Source organism: Acidimicrobiia bacterium (assembly GCA_036396535.1).
Classification (GTDB): Bacteria; Actinomycetota; Acidimicrobiia; order Spongiisociales; family UBA5794; genus DASWKR01.
The window spans coordinates 1-19,854 of the sequence record DASWKR010000083.1; the positions used below are offsets into that span (position 1 = coordinate 1).

General features: G+C 68.5%; 14 protein-coding genes and 1 tRNA gene. 12 read left to right on the plus strand and 3 right to left on the minus strand.

The window, feature by feature from the left end:
- Window positions 1-4: 4 nt before the first annotated feature.
- Window positions 5-90: transfer RNA gene (locus VGC47_14275), tRNA-Leu, on the minus strand.
- Window positions 91-284: 194 nt separating this feature from the next.
- Here VGC47_14275 and VGC47_14280 point away from each other — a divergent pair.
- From VGC47_14280 to VGC47_14300, 5 genes are read left to right on the plus strand one after another with little or no spacing between them, the layout of a single operon-like run.
- Window positions 285-2,309: an EAL domain-containing protein gene (locus tag VGC47_14280; protein HEX9856474.1), complete on the plus strand. Its 2,025-nt coding sequence runs from the start codon at window positions 285-287 to the stop codon at window positions 2,307-2,309.
- 31 nt (window positions 2,310-2,340) lie between these two features.
- Window positions 2,341-4,944 (plus strand): PQQ-dependent sugar dehydrogenase, encoded by a 2,604-nt coding sequence (locus VGC47_14285; GenBank protein ID HEX9856475.1) that lies wholly within the window; start codon window positions 2,341-2,343, stop codon window positions 4,942-4,944.
- The gene (locus VGC47_14290) at window positions 4,941-5,738 is read left to right on the plus strand and encodes an MBL fold metallo-hydrolase (GenBank protein ID HEX9856476.1); all 798 of its coding nucleotides are present in this window, start codon (window positions 4,941-4,943) and stop codon (window positions 5,736-5,738) included. The genes VGC47_14285 and VGC47_14290 overlap by 4 nt, the downstream gene beginning before the upstream one ends.
- Window positions 5,739-5,786: 48 nt before the next feature.
- Window positions 5,787-6,938 (plus strand): LLM class flavin-dependent oxidoreductase, encoded by a 1,152-nt coding sequence (locus VGC47_14295; protein HEX9856477.1) that lies wholly within the window; start codon window positions 5,787-5,789, stop codon window positions 6,936-6,938.
- A 60-nt stretch (window positions 6,939-6,998) separates the two neighbouring features.
- On the plus strand, window positions 6,999-8,597 hold the full coding sequence (locus VGC47_14300; protein ID HEX9856478.1) for an ABC-F family ATP-binding cassette domain-containing protein: 1,599 nt from the start codon (window positions 6,999-7,001) through the stop codon (window positions 8,595-8,597).
- Here the strand turns inward: VGC47_14300 and VGC47_14305 are convergent.
- Window positions 8,584-8,916: a hypothetical protein gene (locus VGC47_14305; GenBank protein ID HEX9856479.1), complete on the minus strand. Its 333-nt coding sequence runs from the start codon at window positions 8,914-8,916 to the stop codon at window positions 8,584-8,586. The two genes, VGC47_14300 and VGC47_14305, sit on opposite strands and share 14 nt — an antisense overlap.
- 418 nt (window positions 8,917-9,334) lie before the next feature.
- On the opposite strand from VGC47_14305, the gene VGC47_14310 reads away from it, so the two are divergent.
- A complete protein-coding gene (locus tag VGC47_14310; GenBank protein HEX9856480.1) occupies window positions 9,335-10,018 on the plus strand; it encodes a response regulator transcription factor in 684 nt (227 codons plus the stop codon).
- On the plus strand, window positions 10,015-11,364 hold the full coding sequence (locus tag VGC47_14315) for a HAMP domain-containing protein (protein ID HEX9856481.1): 1,350 nt from the start codon (window positions 10,015-10,017) through the stop codon (window positions 11,362-11,364). The genes VGC47_14310 and VGC47_14315 overlap by 4 nt, the downstream gene beginning before the upstream one ends.
- Window positions 11,365-11,586: 222 nt before the next feature.
- On the opposite strand, the gene VGC47_14320 is transcribed toward VGC47_14315, so the two are convergent.
- Window positions 11,587-12,588: a TerC family protein gene (locus VGC47_14320; protein HEX9856482.1), complete on the minus strand. Its 1,002-nt coding sequence runs from the start codon at window positions 12,586-12,588 to the stop codon at window positions 11,587-11,589.
- Window positions 12,589-12,679: 91 nt separating this feature from the next.
- Between VGC47_14320 and VGC47_14325 the strand changes: the two genes are divergently transcribed.
- The 5 genes from VGC47_14325 to VGC47_14345 all read left to right on the plus strand — a co-directional run bounded on the left by VGC47_14325 (window position 12,680) and on the right by VGC47_14345 (window position 19,851).
- Window positions 12,680-15,403 (plus strand): GNAT family N-acetyltransferase, encoded by a 2,724-nt coding sequence (locus VGC47_14325; GenBank protein ID HEX9856483.1) that lies wholly within the window; start codon window positions 12,680-12,682, stop codon window positions 15,401-15,403.
- Window positions 15,404-15,497: 94 nt separating this feature from the next.
- On the plus strand, window positions 15,498-16,106 hold the full coding sequence (locus tag VGC47_14330) for a CBS domain-containing protein (protein HEX9856484.1): 609 nt from the start codon (window positions 15,498-15,500) through the stop codon (window positions 16,104-16,106).
- A gap of 46 nt (window positions 16,107-16,152) precedes the next feature.
- Complete coding sequence (gene boxC, locus VGC47_14335) at window positions 16,153-17,799, plus strand: 2,3-epoxybenzoyl-CoA dihydrolase (protein ID HEX9856485.1); 1,647 nt, start codon at window positions 16,153-16,155, stop codon at window positions 17,797-17,799.
- A 1-nt stretch (window position 17,800) separates the two neighbouring features.
- Complete coding sequence (boxB, locus tag VGC47_14340) at window positions 17,801-19,243, plus strand: benzoyl-CoA 2,3-epoxidase subunit BoxB (GenBank protein HEX9856486.1); 1,443 nt, start codon at window positions 17,801-17,803, stop codon at window positions 19,241-19,243.
- Window positions 19,240-19,851, plus strand: a complete 612-nt coding sequence (locus tag VGC47_14345) for a TetR/AcrR family transcriptional regulator (protein HEX9856487.1) — start codon at window positions 19,240-19,242, stop codon at window positions 19,849-19,851. The genes boxB and VGC47_14345 overlap by 4 nt, the downstream gene beginning before the upstream one ends.
- Window positions 19,852-19,854: the final 3 nt, after the last annotated feature.

Genomic DNA, 19,854 nt, shown 5'->3' on the forward strand with positions numbered 1-19,854 from the left:
CCGGTGCCCGGAGCAGGATTCGAACCTGCGCGCCCCCGAAGGGACAGCGGATTTTAAGTCCGCCGCGTCTACCAGTTCCGCCATCCGGGCGTGCCCGGAACGTTACAGCCGCGTGTCGGCGTGGGCGGGGGAACGCCGGGCCGGACTCCCTGCTCACGGGTTGTCTCAAGATCGCCCTCTGCGGTGCCGAAGACCACGGAGAGTGGTCATTTCAACCGTTCGGAGGGTGATCCCCCTTGACCCTCTTCCGTAGCCGTAGACGCGCGGCGGCATACGACGCCGACGTGCCATATCGCCCCGTAGGCCGCTACGTAGTGGGTCTGGCGCTCATCGCCGTCTTCGCGGTGATCTCGACGCTGCTGGTGTTCCGGGCACTGACGCGTCAAGAGGACGACGCCACCGTGGTCGGCGTGGCCGCCAACCAGATCCAGCTCTCGCAGCGTCTCTCCGAGGACGCCGCCGACCTGGCTGCCGGCGAGATGACCGCCTCTCGGATCGGGAGCATCGAACGGACGATCGCGCGACTCGACGCGGTCCACGACGGACTTCGGTGGGGTGACCCGAGCCTGAGCCTGTCCGGTGACAACAGCCGCGAGATCGACGCGCTGCTCGCCGCCGCCGAGCCCGACCTCGAGGTCGTGGCCGAGGCGAGCGAGGTCATCCTCGACGCCGCCAAGGCGGGTGAAACGCCGTCAGCGGTGGCGGTCGCAGACCTCGAGTCCCTCACCGACCGGTACGAGGACTCGATGGCCGCCGTTGCCTTCCGCTATCAGACCGAGGCGGAGGCCAGGGTCCATTCGCTGAAGCGGACCCAGCTCGCATTCCTCGGGCTCACGATCGCCCTGCTCATCTTCGAGATGCTGTTCCTCTTCAAGCCGGCCGTCGAGAAGGTGCAGGAGGCCTGGGCGCAGCGCGACCGCGACCACCAGAGCGAGCGGGCGGGCGACAGGAAGCGGCTCAACTACCTCGCCCAGTACGATCCGCTCACCGGGCTCATCAACCGGATCCTGTTCAACGACCGGCTCCACTCGGCGATCACCCGAGCCAGGCGCGACGGCGGGCTCGTCTCGCTCATGTTCCTCGACCTCGACAACTTCAAGGCTGTCAACGACCACTACGGGCACGTCGTCGGGGACGAGCTCCTCAAGCAAGTTGCCGCGCGGCTCACGGAGTCCGTGAGGGAGAGCGACACGGTGGCCCGCATCGGCGGTGACGAGTTCACGGTGATCCTCGAAGGCGCCCAGAGGGTCGAGGATGCCGGCCACGTTGCGACGAAGATCCTCAGGGCGCTCGAGGTGCCGTACCGGGTGGGCACCCGCGAGCTCCACATCACCGCCAGCATCGGCATCTCGCTGTACCCGGTCGACGGCGACAACGCCGAGGCGCTGCTCCGTGACGCCGACATCGCCATGTACAGCGCCAAGGCGGCAGGCGCCAACACGTATCAGTACTTCACGCCCGAGCTGCGAGAGCAGACGTCGGAGAGGCTCAACCTGATCGACGGGTTGCGCCGGGCGCTCGAGGTCGGCGGCGAGCTCGAGCTGTGGTATCAGCCGAAGATCGACGCCGCCGCCGGCCGCACCGTCGGCGTCGAGGCACTCTGTCGCTGGCGTCACCCCGAGTGGGGGCTCATCATGCCCGGCCGGTTCATCCCCATCGCAGAGGACACCGATCTGATCCTGCCGCTCGGCGAGTGGGTGCTCGACGAGGCGTGCCGGCAGATCCGCCATTGGAACGACAACGGCCTGCCCGGGATCTGCGTGTCCGTCAACGTCTCGTCTCGACAGATCAGGCGCGGCAACCTCGTCGAGTCGGTCAGCGATGCCCTGGTACGCCACGAGGTCCCGGCCAAGCAGCTCGAGATCGAGCTCACCGAGGGGGCGGTGGTGCACGACACCGAGCTGGCACGGCGGACCCTCGAACGGCTGCGGTCCATGGGGGTCAGGGTCTCGATCGACGACTTCGGCACCGGCTACTCGTCGCTGAGCTATCTGCGCAGGCTGCCACTCGATTCACTGAAGCTCGACAGGGCCTTCGTGCGTGACCTCCTCAACGACGAGGATGCCGTCGCCCTCTCGTCGAGCATCATCTCGCTCGCCAAGAACCTCCGGCTCGACATCGTGGCGGAAGGCGTCGAGAGCGCCGAGCAGCTCATGCTCCTCGGCGAGCTCGGGTGCCACAAGGTGCAGGGCTTCCTCCTCAGCCATCCGCTGCCCCCCGATGACTTCGCCGAGTTCGCCCAGACACTCGACCTCGACGCCCTCCTCACGGCCGCCATCGCGCCGCCGGCACCGGCGCCGACGTTCTGAGCATCCCCGAGCGGCACGAACCGCGGGCGCCATGCCGTTGCCGCCCAGCCTGCGATATCCTCGCCGGACGAGAAGGGGAGATCTCATCCGCCGCGTCGTCGTCGTCCTCGCCCTGGCTGCTTCGCTCCTGGCCGTCCCCACGGCCCCCGCCGGCGCAGTCGCCACCGACGGCGTCGACCTGGTACCCGTGGTATCGGGCATCGGCGCCGTCGACATCACGGCTCCCCCCGGCGACGACCGGCTGTTCCTCGTCGAGCGGGCAGGGCGGATCCGTATCTTCGAGGACGGCCAGCTCCTCACGACTCCGTTCCTCGACATCACCGGCCCGGTGTACTCGGGAGGAGGAGAGCAAGGCCTCCTCGGCCTCGCCTTCGACCCCGACTATGCGAGCAACGGCAGGTTCTACGTCGACTACACCGCAGATGCGGGCGGGGGCGACACCCGCATCGTGCGCTACACCGTGTCCGACAACGATCCGAACCGTGCCGACCCGGCATCGGCGAAGATCCTCGTCACCCAGAACCAGCCGTATTCGAACCACAACGGTGGCCAGGTAGCCGTCGGTCCTGACGGCTACGTCTACGCGGCGTTCGGCGATGGTGGCAGCGGAGGGGACCCCGATGAGAACGCCCAGAACACCAACAACATCCTCGGTTCGATCATCCGGATCGACCCCGACAGCGGGGATGGCCCGCCGGGCAACCCGTTCGTCGGCAAGCCCGGCGATGACCGCATCTGGGTGTACGGGCTGCGCAACCCGTGGCGGTTCGCCTTCGACGACGCCACAGGCGACATGCTCATCGGGGACGTCGGCCAATCGGCATGGGAAGAGGTCGATCACGTCGAGGCGGGCGCCTCGGGAATCAACTTCGGATGGGACGTCCGGGAGGGCAACCACTGCTACGAGCCGCCCACGAACTGCGGATCAGCCGGCCTGACCGGCCCGATCCACGAGTTCTCCCACGCAGGTGGCAACTGCTCGATCATCGGCGGCAAGGTGTACCGCGGCAACCTGCTGCCCCAGCTGCGCGGCCACTACTTCTACGCAGACTTGTGCTCGGGGAGGCTCTCGAGCTTCCGGTTGCGGGATGGCCGGGCCGTCGATCATCAGGAGTGGGGGAGCATCCTCGACGCACCGGGGAGCCCGCTGTCGTTCGGACTCGACGGTTTCGGTGAGATGTACCTCTCGGCCGGTGGGACGATCTACAGGTTCGTTCCGGACCGCGATCCCGAGTGCGACTTCGACGGGGACGGGCGCGCCGACCTCCCCGTCGGCGTCCCGGGGGAGAGCCACTCGGGGGCGAGGCGGGCCGGCGTCGTCCAGGTCTTCCCGGGCACACCCGCCGGGCTCATCGACGCCTCCGCCGACCTGACGTTGCGGCAGGGTGCAGGCCTCCCCGGGGAGCCGGAGAGGGGCGACGGTTTCGGGCAGTCACTCGCCTGCGGCGACTTCGACGGGGACGGATTCCAGGACCTCGTCATCGGGGTCCCGAAGGAGGATCGCGCCGGCGCCCAGAACGCCGGGGTGGTGGTCGTCGTGCCGGGAAGCCAGTCCGGCCTCGTCGCCGATGAGGCTCAGTCGTGGTCGCAGGGCTCGGGCGGCGTGCCCGGCGCCCCGGAGCCGGGTGACCGCTTCGGCGCCGCCCTCGCCTCGGGCGACTTCAATGCCGACGGGTACGCAGATCTGGCGATCGGGATCCCGTCCGAGGACATCGGCGCTGCGTCGAACGCCGGCGCCGTCCAGGTGCTCTATGGATCCTCGTCCGGGTTGGAGGCGGGCGGCCTCGTCCATCGCGGCATGCCGGGCATCAAGGGGGGGAACGTCGACGGCGGCCGCTTCGGAGCCGCACTTGCGGCTGGTGACTTCGACGGCGACGGCCGGGCAGACCTGGCGGTCGGCGTTCCCGGTGACGACGTAGCAGGCCGGGCGGACGCAGGATCCGTCCACCTCGTATTCGGTACGAGCGGCGGTCTCGGCGCCAGGGACGAGCGGCTGCATCGAGGCAGCGCCGGGATCAAAGGGAAGCTCAAGGCTGGAACCGAGTTCGGCACCTCGGTGGCCGCCGGGACGCTCGACCTGGACGGCTTCGACGACCTGGTGGCGGGCGCCCCCGGATCGGGCGGCCGGGACGTCTCCGTCGTCTTCGGCGGGCGGGACGGGTTGTCGAAGCGCGATGTGCGTCTCAAGGCCGGCGTCGGGCTCCCGGCCGGTTCCGGCAATGTCGGCCGCGTGGTCGCAGCTGGGAACATCGAGGGCAACGTCATCGACGAGCTTGCCCTCGGAGCGCCGAACGCCGGAGGCGCCGGGAGGGTCACCACGGTGCCGGGCGGCCTCAGCGGTCCCAGGACGAACAGGTCGGCGGTGTGGGATCGGGACACCGGAGGGATTGCGGGGCCGGCGGCGGAGGGCGACGGGTTCGGCACGGCGATCCACGCCATCGACCTCGACGGGAACGGGTTGGACGATCTCGCCATCGGCATCCCCCAGCCCGTCACCGGCGGTCATGGCGAGGTGACCATCCTTAAGGGCAGGCGGTCGGGCGTCACCCCGGTCGGTGACGTCCGGCTGCGCCAGGGAGCCGGCGGCGCAGGCGGCGCCGAGGAGGCGGGCGACCGCTTCGGCTGGGCGCTGTGACGTTCACAGAAGTCGGAGACCGGGCGTTCACGAGGCGTTACGAGTTCCTCGACCAGAACATCGGTGTGATCCTCGGCGACGGCGGGGTGCTCGTCATCGACACCAGGTCGTCACACCGGCAGGCCCGCCAACTGCTCGACGAGATCGCAACGCTCACCGCCCTCCCGGTGCGTTGGGTCGTGAACACCCATTGGCACTGGGACCACACCCTCGGGAACGCCGAGTTCCGAAACGCCGCCTTGTGGGGCCACGTCGAGGCGCGCAACGAGCTGGCCGCCAACGGGGAGAGGGCCAGAGAGGCCGCCAAGGAGCACATGCCGGCGGAGGAGCACGGCGACGTCGACGATGTCGAGATCACTCCACCGACCGAGGTCTTCGACGACTCGGCCTCGATCGACATCGGGGGGAGGACCGTCCACCTGGCGTACCTCGGCCGCGGCCACACCGGGGGGGACGTCGTGATCACGCTCTCGGACGACCCGCTGCTCTGGGCGGGTGACCTGCTGGAGCAGGGGGCCCCTCCGTCGTTCGGCGACGCCTATCCCATCGCCTGGCCGAGCACCGTCGACCGGGTCATCGAGCGATCAACCGGTGTCATCGTTCCGGGACATGGAGATGTGATGGGACCGGCCGCCGTTCGCACCCAACATGGAGAGCTCGAGGCGATCGCCGCCATGGCCGTCGATGCCTGGGGATCGGGGACGCCACTCGACTCGATCGACGTCGGGAAGGGCCCATATCCGGCCGACGTCATGTGCCTGGCGTTGCACCGCGCCTACGCCGAGCTCGGCTGAACCATGACGAGGCCCGGCCCTCGCACTCGGCGCCTACCCTCGCCGCCAATGGTCGACGCCTCACACGTGACGATCGGGTTGTCGGTCGGATCGCAGCCCCCGGTGCGTCGCATCGACGCATTCGGGCGGGCGGCACAGTGGCTCGGCTTCGACGTGGCGTGGACCGTCGACCACTTCCTCGGCTGGTTCCCCCAGGAGATGTGGGACCGGGACTTCTCCTGGCTGGCTGACCCGGCCGGGAGCCCCCACGCCTACTTCGACTACCAGACCCTCCTCGGGCACCTGGCGACGAAGTTGCGACGCATCCAAGTGGGTGTCGGCGTCACCGAGTCGGTGCGGCGTCATCCCGTGCTCCTCGCCCAGGCCTCCATGACTCTGGCGCACGTCGCAGCCCGCGCCCCGATCCTCGGCATCGGAGCAGGCGAGCGCGAGAACGTCGAGCCGTACGGCCTCGACTTCGAGCGACCAGTCGCCAGGCTGGAGGAAGCGCTCCAGATCATCCGCAGATGCTTCGATTCGCGGGGGCCGTTCGAGTTCGAGGGTGAGGCCTTCCGGTTCGACGACGCCCTCATGGACCTGAACGCTCCGGATGGGCGGACCCCGCAGATCTGGGTGGCAGCCCACGGTCCTCGGATGCTGAGGCTCACGGGAGAGTACGGCGACGGGTGGTACCCAGCGCTGCCGATGCGCCCCGACGAGTATGCCGCCAAGCTCGGGGCCGTCCGAGAGGCGGCGGCCGCCGTCGGCCGCGACCCGTCGGCGATCGTTCCTGCCTGGTCGGCGTATGTGGTGCTGGCGCCCGACCACGCGAGGGCGCGCCGGATACTCGACCACAAGGCGGTCCGCTTCACGGCACTCCTCGCCCCGCATCACCTGTGGGAAGAGCTCGGCGTGCCGCACCCTCTCGGCGAGGGATTCGGAGGGCTCGTCGACTTCGTTCCGCAGCGCCACCCGAGAGCCGAGCTGGAGGCGGCCCTTGCCAAGGTCCCGGTCGACGCCCTCGCCGACCGCATCCTGTGGGGCACCCCCGACGACGTCCTCGCAAGGCTCGGCGGCTACGTCGACGCCGGGTTGCGGCACGTCGTGCTCCAGCCGGTCTCGGCGCTCGTCTCCCGCCGGGATGCCCTCTATGCCTTGCGGTCGATCGTCGGGGTGCTTCGCAGGCTGAAGCGCCGCGGCATCGAGCACGGCAACGGGTAGGCCTGGGGGGCGCTGAGGCGCGACCACGGTGCAAGCAACGGTTGATACGCTGTCCCTCGCATGATCATCGCTCGCGATGTCACGATCGAGGCGGGCGTCCGAACCCTCATCTCCGGAGCCTCCTTCTCCCTTCACGACGGCGACAGAGTCGGTCTGGTGGGCCCGAACGGCGCGGGCAAGACGACCCTGATGCGTACCCTCGCCGGCGAGCGCGACCCGGCCGCCGGCACGATCGCCCGGTCCGGGAGGATCGGCTATCTGTCGCAAGAAGCGGCCCTCCAACAGCTCCTCGATGCCGAGGTGACCGCCCTCGAACGGATCCTCACCGCCCGCTCGATAGGGGACCTCGAGCGCAGGATCGAGAAGACCCGGCGCGAGATGGAGGCTGCCGCCGGTGTCGAGCGAGACCGCCTCATCGCCCGGTTCTCGAGGCTCGAGGACGAGTTCACCGCCGCAGGAGGCTACGTCGCCAAGGCTGAGGCCAAGCGCTTCGCCCATTCGCTCGGCATAGCGTCCGACGAGCTCGACCAGCTCGCCGCCACCATGTCGGGCGGTCAGAGGCGCCGCATCGAGCTGGCGAGGATCCTGTTCGCCGAGACCGACGTGCTGCTGCTCGACGAGCCCACGAACCACCTCGACATCGACGCCAAGGCGTGGCTCATGGATTTCCTCGGCCAGTACGACGGAGCGCTCCTCGTCATCAGCCACGACCTCCCGCTCCTCGACCAGTCGATCACCTCGGTGCTGGCGGTCGAGAGCGGTGTCCTCGAGCCGTTCCGCGGCACGTACAGCTACTACCTCTCGGAGCGGGAGAGGCGTCACGAGCAACGGGTGCGTGAGCGGAAGCATCAGGACGAGAAGATCGCCCGCCTCGAGCTGGGGATCCGCCGCTTCAAGGGAACGACGGAGTCGATGGCGAAGCGCGCCCGGTCCTGGGAGACGAGGGTCGAGAGGCTGAAGGGTCAGCGCACCGAGATCGGGGCGAAGCGGCGATCGGTTGCCGTTCGGTTCCCCCAGCCCGAATCGACGGGTCGCACGCCCATCAAGGCGTCGGGCCTCGGCAAGGCGTTCGGCCACAACGTCGTCTTTGTCGACGTCGACGTCGACATCGACCGCGGCGAGCGCATGATCATCATGGGCCTCAACGGTGCGGGGAAGACCACGCTGCTGCGGATCCTCGCAGGCGTCGATACCCCTGACCTGGGCGAGGTCGAGCTGGGGCTGCGGGCGTCCATCGGCTACTACGCCCAGGAGCACGAGCTGATCCACCGCGGGGCCACCGTCCTCGACCACATGAGAGAGGTGTCGAACGCCCCCGATCAGCTGCTGCGGTCGGTGCTCGGGCACTTCCTCCTGGCAGACAAGGTCGACCAGGACGCCGGCACGCTGAGCGGCGGCGAGAAGACGAAACTGGTGCTCGCCCAGCTCGTCATCGGCAGGCACAACCTGCTGCTCCTCGACGAGCCGACCAACAACCTCGACCCCCAGGCGAAAGCAGCCCTGCTCGAGGCGCTCGTCCAGTACGCAGGGACGATGATCCTCGTGAGTCACGACACGGAGTTCGTCGAGGAATTGGTTCCCGACCGCGTCATACTCATGCCCGAGGGCGAGACGGCCTACTTCGACGAGTCGATGCTCGAGCTCGTCAGCCTTGCGTGACGCCGGCTTCCGCCGCCACGAGCTCCGTCATGAGCACGCCTTCCTCGATCCAGGCCACGAATGTCGGACCAGGGACGGGGCCCTTGAATCTGATCTCGAGCCTTCCGGGCGTCGAGGCGACCTCGGTGACGTAGCCCGGCTGGGGGATGACCCACCGCACGATCAGCGAGTCGCCGCGCACCTCCACCTTGACGGATCCGCCTCGCATGTGCTGGACGGTGCTCGTCGCTTCGGGAGAAGGGTCGAGCGGGTCGGGCGGCAAGGCGACATCGACGCCCTCGATCGGGCGTCCGAGGTTCGGCTTGCTCGGATCGAGCACGTCGATCTCGAAGGCTCCTCTGTCGCCGGCTGGGCCATCTGCCCCAGTTCCCGGCCCGTTGGTCGCGGCCTGCTCCGACGGCGGAGGCGCCTCCCTCGGGACTGAGCCGCCGGAGGCAAGGGGCTCGCTCTCGTTCAGAGACGCACCCGCCGGTACTGCAACAGGGAGCGCCGCGACCTCGGCCGCCGAAAGCGGTCGGGAGGGCTGGTCCAAGACCTGTCCTCCCGCCACGGCTACTGCACCCGATGAAACCAGGCTGGTTATCACGGCAGCTGCAGCCCAGCCGGCGACGAGAAGGAGTCTCTGCCGCATTGGGAGCATTGTGCGCAACACCATCTTTCGGGTTTGCCAACAAGTGGATAAGGAGTTGCTAAGAGCTTATTGAGATTCTCGGAGAAGAGCCATAGGCTTGGGCGCCATGTCGACTGTCGTCATCATCGAGGACGAGCACCGCATCCGCGAGCTCGTCGCCAGAGTGCTCGCCGACCGGGGGCATGACGTCGAGACGACGGCCAACGCGATGGACGGGCTGCAAGCCGTCGTGAAGTCCAGCCCCGACTTGGTGATCCTCGACATGGGGCTCCCCGACCTCGACGGCGCAGAGCTGCTCAAGATGATCAGGGCCGTGAGCGACGTCCCCATCATCGTGGCGACGGCGCGCAACGAGGACCGGGACGTGATCCGCACCCTCGACGCCGGAGCGGACGACTACCTCGTGAAGCCCTTCTCCGTCGAGCAGCTCGAGGCGAGGGTGAGGGCGGTGTTGCGCCGCGTCGGTGCGGACGGCCGCCCCGGTCCGATCGTCGTCGGCGGCCTCTCGATCGACGCCGCTGCCCGGGAGGCCAAGCTCGAGGGCGAGCTGATCGACCTGTCGCCCAAGGAATTCGACCTGCTCCGGTTTCTGGCGGAGCGCACCGGCGAGGTCGTCTCGAAGCGTGAGCTCCTCGCCGAGGTGTGGCGCCAGCCATACGGCGGCAGCGAGAAGACGGTCGACGTTCACATCTCCTGGCTCCGCAAGAAGCTGGGCGAGACCGCAGCCGAGAGCCGCTACCTGCAGACCGTGTTCGGGGTTGGGGTCAAGCTCGTCGCCCCCGAGCCATGAGAGGCCGGCTGGCGCTGGTCTCGCTCGCCGTCACCACGCTCGTCGTCCTCGCATTCATCATCCCGCTGGCGACGCTCGTCAAGAACCAGGCCGAGGCCAGGGCCTTGCAGCGTGCCGAGACCGATGCCCAGTCGATCGCGACGACGCTGGCGATCACCACGGCGTCGCGTGCCGAGGTGACCCCCGACCTGGCGCAGGCGGTCATCGAGGCGTTCCGCTCCAGGCAGGGGGTGACGATCATCTTCCCCGACGGAACGTCCATCGGTGCACCGTTCGTGGGGAGCCCCAACCTCGACGAGGCGCTGCGGGGAGCGGCGTTCACGGCGAGGACGGAGGGCGGTGCCGAGGTGCTCGTCCCCGTCCTGACGGCCGACACCTTGGCCTCCGCCGACACGGTGGTCGTGCGGACGTTTGTGACGGATGCCGAGTTGCGACGCGGCGTCACAGTCGCCTGGCTCATGCTCGGCGGGCTCGGCCTGTTCCTCATCACGGTGGCGGCGCTCGCCGCCGACAGGCTGGCGCGCTCCGTCGTGCGTCCGGTGACGGCCCTCAGCGACGCCGCCAGGGCGCTGGGCGGGGGCGATCTGAGCGTTCGCGTCATGCCGAGCGGCCCAGCCGAGGTGGCGGATACGGGAGAGGCGTTCAACTACCTGGCCGGCAGGCTTCGCGACCTGCTCTCGGCTGAGAGGGAGTCCGTCGCCGACCTCTCCCACAGGCTGCGCACCCCGTTGACGGCGCTGCGGCTCCAGGCCGAAACGCTCACAGATCCGCTGGAAGCTGCCGGATTGCTCGAGGACATCGACGCCATGGAGCGGGCAGTCGACAGGATGATCGAGGAGGCGAGGAGGCCGACCGAGGCCCGGCAGCCGGCCGGCGCCGACCTGGCATCGGTCGTGCGCCACAGGGCGACGTTCTGGAAGATCCTCGCCGACGAGCAGGGCAGGCCGGCGGCCGTGCACACCACGGGGGGGCAGCTCCGTGTCGCCCTCGACGCCGACGAGCTCGGGGCGCTCATCGACACCCTCATCGAGAACGTGTTCAGCCACACGGGCCCGGGTGTCGGCTACAGCGTCGAGGCGAAGCCGGGGCCCAACGGGCTCGCCTTGCTCGTCGTCGAGGACAAGGGTGACGGCTTCGCAGTCGAAGGGGCGACCTCGCGCGGCAAGAGCGGGGGAGGTTCGACCGGGCTGGGGCTCGACATCGCGCTGCGCGCCGCACAGAGGACCGGAGGGGACCTCGTCGTCGGGAATCGTCCGGGCGGCGGCGGTCGTGTCGAAGTGACCTTCGGGCGCACCCTGCGACCCTCACATGCCCCACCGCCCGTTCAGACGACCCGCACTCGTTGACCACGGCGGTCGGGCCATGTTCGCGAACGCGGAGAGACCCGCCGGAGGCGGGTCTCTCCTTCACGTTGGATGGAGCAAGCAGATGAGGGGGCGTCCACCCATCGCGACGTGCGTGTTTCCCCTTCACTCTCCCTGGTGGGGGGGAGCGTGCTCAGCTTCCCGCCACGCTGGTTAGGGGCACTTCCCCGAAACCGTTAACAAACGGCAAATTTCGCGGGACGCTCATCGCTCTGCCTGGTCGTCGTCCTTCTTGCGGCGCGCCCTGAGCCCGGCGAACGCCCCGGCGAACGGGGCGTGCGAGACCTCTTCCTCGAGGTCTTCCGGTGCGCTGCGCAGCGATGCGAAGATCGCCACAGTGAGGATGGCTGCGATCACGACGAGCGACACCCATACGGGGATGTGGAACACCTCGCTGAGCAGCATCTTGGCGCCGACGAATCCGAGGATGGCGGCGAGCCCCGTGTTGAGGTGACGGAAGCGGTTCATGCCGTCGGCGAGCAGGAAGTAGAGCGCTCGCAGTCCGAGGATGGCGAAGGCGTTCGACGAGAACACGATGAACGGATCCCTGGTGACGGCGAGCACTGCGGGGATCGAGTCGACCGCGAAGATGACGTCCGACGTCTCGATGAGCACGAGCACCGCGAACAGCGGCGTCGCCAGCAGCCGGCCGTCGACCCGGGCGAACAGCTTGGCTCCGACATAGTCGGGCGTCATGGGAACGAAACGGCGCACCGCTCTGATCACCGGGTTGTCGTCGGGATGCAGCTCGACGCCGGAGTGCGTGAACATCTTCCACGCCGTGTACAGCAGGAACGCCCCGAACACGAAGATCATCCACTCGAAGCGGTCGAGGAGGCTCACCCCGGCGAGGATGAAGGCGAACCGGAGCACCAGGGCCCCGAAGATCCCCCAGAACAGGACGCGGTGCCGGTACATCCCGGGCACGGCGAAGAACCCGAAGATCAGCGCGAAGACGAAGACGTTGTCCACGGACAGGCTCTTCTCGATGAGGTATCCCGAGAGGTACTCGCCTGCGGCCTGCCCGCCGAGCCACCCCCAGACGACGAACGTGAACGCCAGGCCGAGCCCGATCCATATCGTTGCCCAGACGGCCGCCTCGCGCGTGGCCATCTCGTGCGCCTTGCGTTGGAAGCCGAACAGGTCGACGAGGAGCAAGGCGACGACGAATGCGATGAACCCGACCCAGGCGTACCAGTCGACCATCGGCTGCGAGCACCTCCGTCGGCTCCCGGACGGGCCGTAGGGTAATGCCACTCCGGAGCCGAGCGGCCGGGAGAGCGGATACCCTGCCCAGATGACAGCGGCGAGCCAAGTGCCCAGTGGTTGGTCCTTCGAGGTGGTACTCAAGGACGGCACGACGGTGTTCATGCGGCCGATCGTGCCGGGCGACGCCGCCGCGCTCGCCGTCATGTTCTCGAAGCTGTCCCGCCGGTCGGTGTACCAACGCTTCTTCAGGGTGAAGCAGGAGCTGACACCGGAGGAGCTGGAGTACTTCACGACCATCGACTACGGGCTGCGCATGGCGTTCGTCGTCGTCGAAGGGCAGTCGATCCTCGGCGTCGGGCGGTACGACGCTCTGACGGACGATCGATCGACGGCAGAGGTCGCCTTTGCGGTCATCGACGAGGCGCAGGGGAGGGGGATCGGGACCGCCTTGCTGCGCCAGATCACCGCCTATGCCCGCACCCAGGGGATCACGGCGTTCAAGGCCTTCGTGCTGGCAGACAACCACGCCATGATCCGGGTGTTCCGCGACTCCGGTTTCGAGCTGAGCCGGGAGCTCGAGGAGGGCGTCTACAACGTCGAGTTCCCGACGGCGCCTTCGCCGTCCACGGAGGCAGCCGAGGACGATTTCGAGCGCCGCTCGATCGCTTCGTCGATGCATCCTCTGTTCTACCCGCACTCGATCGCCGTCATCGGGGCGAGCCGTTCGCCCGGATCCATCGGGGCGCGCCTCTTCGCCAATCTCGTCAACGGCGACTTCACCGGCCCGGTGTTCCCGGTGAATCCCGGCGCCCCGGTCGTCCGCTCGGTGAAGGCATACGCCACGGTGCTCGACGTGCCGGATCCCGTCGACCTGGCGTTCATCGTCGTGCCGGCACGCCAGGTCGTCGGCGTGGTCGAGCAGTGCGCCGAGAAGGGTGTCAAGGGGATCGTCGTGATCTCGGCAGGCTTCGGCGAGACGGCGGGCGATGGACCGGCTCTTCAGCGAGAGCTCGTCTCCGTCGTCAGATCGGCCGGGATGCGAATGATCGGCCCCAACTGCATGGGGATCCTCAACACGGACCCGCTCGTCAACATGGACGGCCAGTTCGGTCCCGTGTACCCGCCGCGCGGGAACGTCGCCATGTCGAGCCAGAGTGGGGCTCTCGGCATCGCGATCTTGGACTATGCCTCGCGCCTCGGGATTGGGATCTCGACATTCGTGTCTGTCGGCAACAAGGCGGACGTGTCCGGCAACGACCTCCTGCTCTACTGGGAGGGCGATCCGTCGACCGACGTGATCCTGCTCTACCTCGAGTCGTTCGGTAACCCACGCCGGTTTGCCCGCATCGCCAGGCGGATCGGTAGGAAGAAGCCGATCGTCGCAGTCAAGTCCGGCCGGACATCTGGAGGAGCCCGCGCCGCCGGAAGCCACACGGGCTCGCTCGCCAGCCTCGACGCGGCCGTCGACGCCTTGTTCCACCAGAGCGGGGTCATCCGCACGCAGACGCTCGAGGAGATGTTCGACGTCACTGCGCTGCTCGCCAAGCAGCCGCTCCCGGCAGGGAAGCGGATCGGGATCGTCACGAACGCCGGGGGCCCCGCCATCCTGGCGGTCGACGCCCTCGAGGCGCTCGGGCTCGAGATCCCTGAGCTCTCCGCCGAGGTGCAGGCGGTCCTCGCCGAGGTGCTGTCGCCGGATGCTTCGATCCGCAATCCGGTCGACATGATCGCCAGCGCCGGCCCGGACGAGTACCGGCGCTGCCTGTCGGTGCTCCTCGAATCGGACGAGGTCGACGTCGTGGTGGCCATCTTCATCCCGGCCTCATCGATCGGCGCCGCCGAGACGGCGGGCGCCATCACGGCGGCAGGCGAGGGGAGTGGGGGGAGGAAGACGTTTCTCAGCGTCTACATGAGCTCGGCCGGGGCGCCCGGAGAGATGGTGGGCGGATCCATCCCGGTCTACCCGTTCCCGGAACGGGCCGCCAAGGCGGTCGCCTCTGCCGTGCGGTACTCGGAGTGGCGCCAGCGCACCGAAGGCTCGGTGCCCGTCTTCGAGGACGTCGACGGTGGCGGTGCCGCCGAGCTGGTCGCAGCTGCCCTCGTCAGGACGGGAGACACGGGCGGATGGCTCTCCGCCGACGAGACCCGCCTGCTTCTGGAGCGGTACGGCATCCCGATGGTCGAGGAGGCCAGGGCCTCATCCGAGGAGGAGGCGGTGAGCGCCGCGGCGTCCATCGGAGGGCCCGTCGTCCTCAAGGTGGTCGCCCCCTCGGCGCTGCACAAGTCCGACGTGGGAGGCGTCGCTCTCGATCTGCGAGACGAGCAGGCGGTGCGCGCCGCATTCGCCACGGTGACGAGCGCCGTCCCGGACTCGGACGGGGTGATCGTCCAGAGGTTCGTGGCGGGCGGTCACGAGGTGCTGGTCGGGATGACGGAGGACCCGAACTTCGGCCCGCTCATCGTGTTCGGGCTCGGCGGCGTCTTCGTCGAGCTCGTCAAGGACGTCTCGTTCCGGATCAGCCCGCTCACGGACGTCGACGCCATCGAGATGGTCCGCGAGGTGAAGGCCTCGCAGCTCCTCGAGGGCTACCGCGGGATCGAGCCGGGCGACGTCGACGCCGTCGTCGACGTCCTGCTGAGGCTCTCCGCCATGGTCGAGGACATCCCGGAGCTCGCCGAGATCGACCTCAACCCGGTCAAGGTCCTCGCCCCCGGCGACGGCGTGGTCGTCGTCGACGCCAGGGTTCGCGTCGCAGCCACCACGGCGACCTGGATCCCCACCCGGCAGGACATCCGAGTCGTGACGAGCTGAGCTGCAAGAATGCGGACCGTTCCGGCGTCCCGCCATCGCACTGAGCGATGGAGGGACGCAAGAACGGAGTGAGTTCCACCAGAGGACCGAGGCCATGCGCGTCGTCGACCTGATGACAACAGACGTGATCACGGTGGGTGTCGGGACGCCGATCAACGAGGCGGCCCGGCTCATGTTCCGCCACCGCGTCAGCGGCTTGCCGGTGGTCGACGAGGCAGGTCGTGTCGTCGGGATCATCACGGAGGCCGATTTCCTGCGGCTCGAGGTGGCCCGCGACACTGCCGACACCGTCCCGCCCGTCGAGAACGTCGGCCAGGTGGCCAACCGGGGGGTCGTGACGATCGACTCGGACGCCTCGCTCGCGGAGGCGGCGCGCATCATGGTGGTCCACGACGTGAAGCGGCTCCCGGTCGTCGACGGCGAGGGCAGGATGGTCGGGATCATCTCCAGACTCGACGTCGTCGCCGCCTTCACCCGCCCCGACGAGATCATCGAGGACGAGATCCGTGAGGATCTGCTGCGGCGCGTCCTCTTCGTCGACCCCGACGACATCGACGTGTCCGTGGCCGACGGGATCGTCACGTTCTCCGGGCAGATCGGCACCCGCAACGAGGCGAGGCTCCTCGAGGAGCTCGCCCGACGCCTCGACGGCGTCGTCAGGGTGGAGAACGACCTCGGATGGCGAGTCGACGACGGCGCTTGAGGGAGCCCTCTTGCCCTGACCGCACGGTCAGGATAGAGTCGACCACATGATCGACTTCCAGACGCGCCCCGACGTGTACCGGCATTGGCGCCTCCACTTCGATGGTCCGGTTGCGTTCCTCGACATGGATGTCGACCCGGATGGAGCGCTCGACGACGGTTACCAGCTCAAGCTCAACTCGTACGACCTGGGGGTCGACATCGAGTTGGCGGACGCAGTGCAGCGACTCCGGTTCGAGCATCCGGAGGTCGGGGCCGTGGTGATCGGCTCGACGAAGGACCGGGTCTTCTGCGCCGGCGCCAACATCGGGATGCTCGCCGGCGCTCCGCACCCTCTCAAGGTCAACTTCTGCAAGTTCACGAACGAGACGCGCGTCGCCATCGAGGAGGCGTCCGAACACTCGGGCCAGCGCTATCTGGCGGCGATCAACGGGACCGCGGCGGGCGGGGGCTACGAGCTCGCCCTGGCGACGGATCACATCATGCTCGTCGACGACGGGAGCGCCTCCGTGGCGCTCCCAGAGGTACCCCTGCTCGGGGTCCTGCCGGGAACCGGGGGGCTGACGCGCCTCGTCGACAAGCGTCACGTCCGCCGTGACAGGGCAGACGTCTTCTGCACGGTCGAGGAGGGCGTGAAGGGTTCCCGGGCGCTGCAGTGGAGGCTCGTCGACGAGCTCGTGCCCGGCTCGCGTTTCGCCGAGACCGTCGCCGAGCGGGGGCGCCAGGTGGCGGATCGATCCGGTCGGCCGCGGGACGTCCCCGGCGTGGAGCTGAAGCCCCTCGACCGCACCTTCGAGGGGGACGTCGTGCGCTACAGCGCCGTCGACGTTGCGATCGATCGGGCCGGGCGCGTCGCCGATGTGACGATCCACGGCCCGGACGACGCCGCCCCAGCCGACCCGGCGGAGGCGGCGCGTCGCGGGGCCGACTGGTGGGCGTTGCGGGCCGCCCGCGAGCTCGACGACGCCGTGCTGCATCTGAGAGTGAACGAGCTCGAGATCGGGACACTCGTCGTGAGGACGGACGGCGACGCCGACTTGGTCACGGCTCACGATGCCTTCATGACACTTCACGGCGATGACTGGTTCGTGAACGAGGTGACGTTGTTGTGGCGCAGGGCCTTGAAACGCCTCGATCTGACGTCGCGCTCCATCATCACCCTCGTCGAGCCGGGGAGCTGTTTCGCGGGCGTCGTCGCCGAGCTGGTGCTCCTGGCCGACCGCGCCTACATGCTCGATGGTCCCCGCGCCGGCGGGACGGAGGAGGCCGGGTTGATGCTCACCGAATCGAACGCCGGCTTGCTCCCGATGTCGAACGGCCTGTCTCGTCTCGAGGCACGGTTCTGGGGTGATCCCGCCGGGCTCGAGGCGGCAGCGAGCGCCGTCGGCAAGCGCCTCGCCGCCGCCGTCGCGGCGGACCTGGGGCTCGTCACCGACGCCATGGATGAGCTCGACTGGGAAGACGAGCTTCGGGTGATCATCGAGGAGAGAGCCAGTTTCTCGCCGGACGGGCTCACCGGTATGGAGGCCAACCTGCGGTTTCCCGGTCCCGAGACCCTGGAGACGAAGATCTTCGGCCGGCTGACGGCGTGGCAGAACTGGGTCTTCCAGCGTCCCAATGCCTCAGGCGAAAGCGGAGCGCTGCGACGCTACGGGACCGGGATCCGGCCGGACTTCGACAAGAGGAGGGTTTGAGATGACGTCTCATGCGGTCGACTACGACACGCGGATCCCGAACAACGTCGGTCTGGCCCACGACCCCAAGCTGCTGCGCGCCCTCGAGCAGTGGCACCCCGGCTACCTTGACTGGTGGATGTCGATGGGCCCCGAGGGCTTCCAGGCGGCCGACGTGTTCCTGCGGACCGCCGTGAGCGTCGAGAACGACGGTTGGGCGAAGTTCTCGTACGTGAAGATGCCCGACTATCGATGGGGAATCCTCCTCGCCCCGCCCGTCGACGGCCGGGTGATCCCTTGCGGCGAGCACGTCGGCGAGCCGGCGTGGCAGGAGGTCCCCGGCGAGTACAGGGCGATGCTGCGCAGGCTCATCGTCATCCAGGGCGACACCGAGCCTGCCTCGGTCGAGCAGCAGCGCCATCTCGGGGCGACCGCCCCCTCGCTCTACGACATGCGAAACCTGTTCCAGGTGAACGTCGAGGAGGGCAGGCACCTGTGGGCGATGGTGTATCTCCTCCAGAAGTACTTCGGCAGGGACGGGCGTGAGGAAGCGCACGAGCTCCTCGCCAGGCAGTCCGGCAGCGCCGAGAAGCCGAGGATGCTCGGGGCATTCAACGAGGAGACCCCGGACTGGCTCTCGTTCTTCATGTTCACGTTCTTCACGGACCGCGACGGGAAGATGCAGCTCGAGGCGCTCGCCCAGTCCGGCTTCGACCCGCTCTCCCGAACCTGCCGTTTCATGCTCGCCGAAGAGGCTCACCACATGTTCGTCGGCTACACCGGCGTGAAGAGGATCGTGGAAGCGACGGCACAGGCGATGGCCGACGCCGGCATCGACGACCCGTACGACATCGAGGCAGTCCGCAGCCTCGGGGTGATCGACCTGCCGACCATCCAGCGAAAGACGAACCTGCACTTCTCGCTCACCCTCGACCTGTTCGGCTCCGAGGAGTCGACCAATGCCGCCAACTTCTTCAACGCAGGGATCAAGGGCCGGTACCACGAGGACAGGCTCGACGACGACCACCAGCTGCGCGGCGCCACGTATCCGGTGATGAGGCTCGTCGACGGGGAACTGCGCAACGTGGACGTCCCTGCCCTCAACGGGTTGAACGCCAGACTGCGCGACGACTTCATCGACGACTGCCAAGGGGGCGTCACCAGATGGAACAGGGAGATCGCCGGGCGCGGCATCGACTTCGAGATCACGCTGCCGCACGTTGCCTTCAACAGGGCGATCGGCGAGCTGGCGGACGTCGCCGCCACCCCGGACGGCCGGGTGATCGAAGAAGAGGAGCTGGCGGCGAGGAAGCATGATTGGCTGCCCAGCACGGAGGACAAGACCTTCATCGAGAGCCTGATGCATCCCCGATTCGAACCGGGCGAGTTCGCACGCTGGATCGCCCCGCCCTCGCGCGGCATCCAGAACAAGCCCATCGACTACCTCTACGTGAAGCTGCCGTGATCCACGAGGCGCCGGTCCAACGGCACCCGGGCGGCCGGAGGGCGGAGATCACACGAGCCGCCTACCGGGTGATGGCCAGGAGCGGCGTCCATCGGGCTTCCCTGAACATGGTCGCCAGGGAGGCCGGGGTCTCGAAGGCGTTGCTGCTCTACCACTTCGGGACGAAGGACAACCTGGTCTTGGCGGCGTTGCAGTGGGTCCTGGCGGCCACCGCATCGCGCATCCGCGCCTCGATGGAGGGAGCGACCGACGGCCGCGACGCCATCTCGCGCCTCCTCGACGCCGTCTGGGTGGGGCCCGAGCAGAACCGCGACTTCTTCCGGTTCTACTTGGACGGCGTCGAGCACCAGACGCGCCTGGCGAACTTCGAGTGGCTCGGCGCCACTGCCCGCGAGACGATCAACGGCCATTACCGCGAGGTCATCGAGGCAGGGGCAGCCGCCGGGGTGTTCTCCGTGGACGACGTTGCCGCAGCGGCGACCCAGATGCGGGCGGTGATCGAGGGCATGTTCCTGCAGTGGCTCCAATCCGTCGAGTGGGCCACGAACCATGACGCCTATCGCGACGAATGCCGGCGGGCGGTGCTCGTGCTGCTCCGGGCCGCCTGAGCG